Consider the following 290-nt stretch of genomic DNA (forward strand, 5'->3'; position numbering starts at 1 on the left):
GGCGGCGTCTATCGGATGGCGAGCGCCGATGGGGAGGCGCTGGACTCGACGCTTGTCGAGACCGTGACCGGTGACGGTTTGACCGGCTGGGGCGAGACCTGCCCGGTCGGACCGGTCTACCAGCCGCATCACGCGCTGGGCGCTCGCGCCGCGATCGCCGAAATCGCTCCCGGGCTCATCGGTTGCGAGATCGCCTCGATCAGGCTTCTGGCCAGACAAATGGGCGAGCGGCTGAACGGGCACGGCTACGCCAAGGCGGCGTTCGACATGGCCTTCCTCGACCTGCTCGG

The 290-nt window shown here is 69.0% G+C and carries 1 pseudogene; it reads left to right on the forward strand.

Annotation, left to right across the window (positions count from 1 at the left end):
- A pseudogene (locus tag EN786_RS37205) lies at window positions 1-290 on the forward strand (mandelate racemase); the annotation flags it as partial.

The organism is Mesorhizobium sp. M4B.F.Ca.ET.143.01.1.1, from assembly GCF_004792275.1.
Lineage (GTDB): Bacteria > Pseudomonadota > Alphaproteobacteria > Rhizobiales > Rhizobiaceae > Mesorhizobium > Mesorhizobium abyssinicae.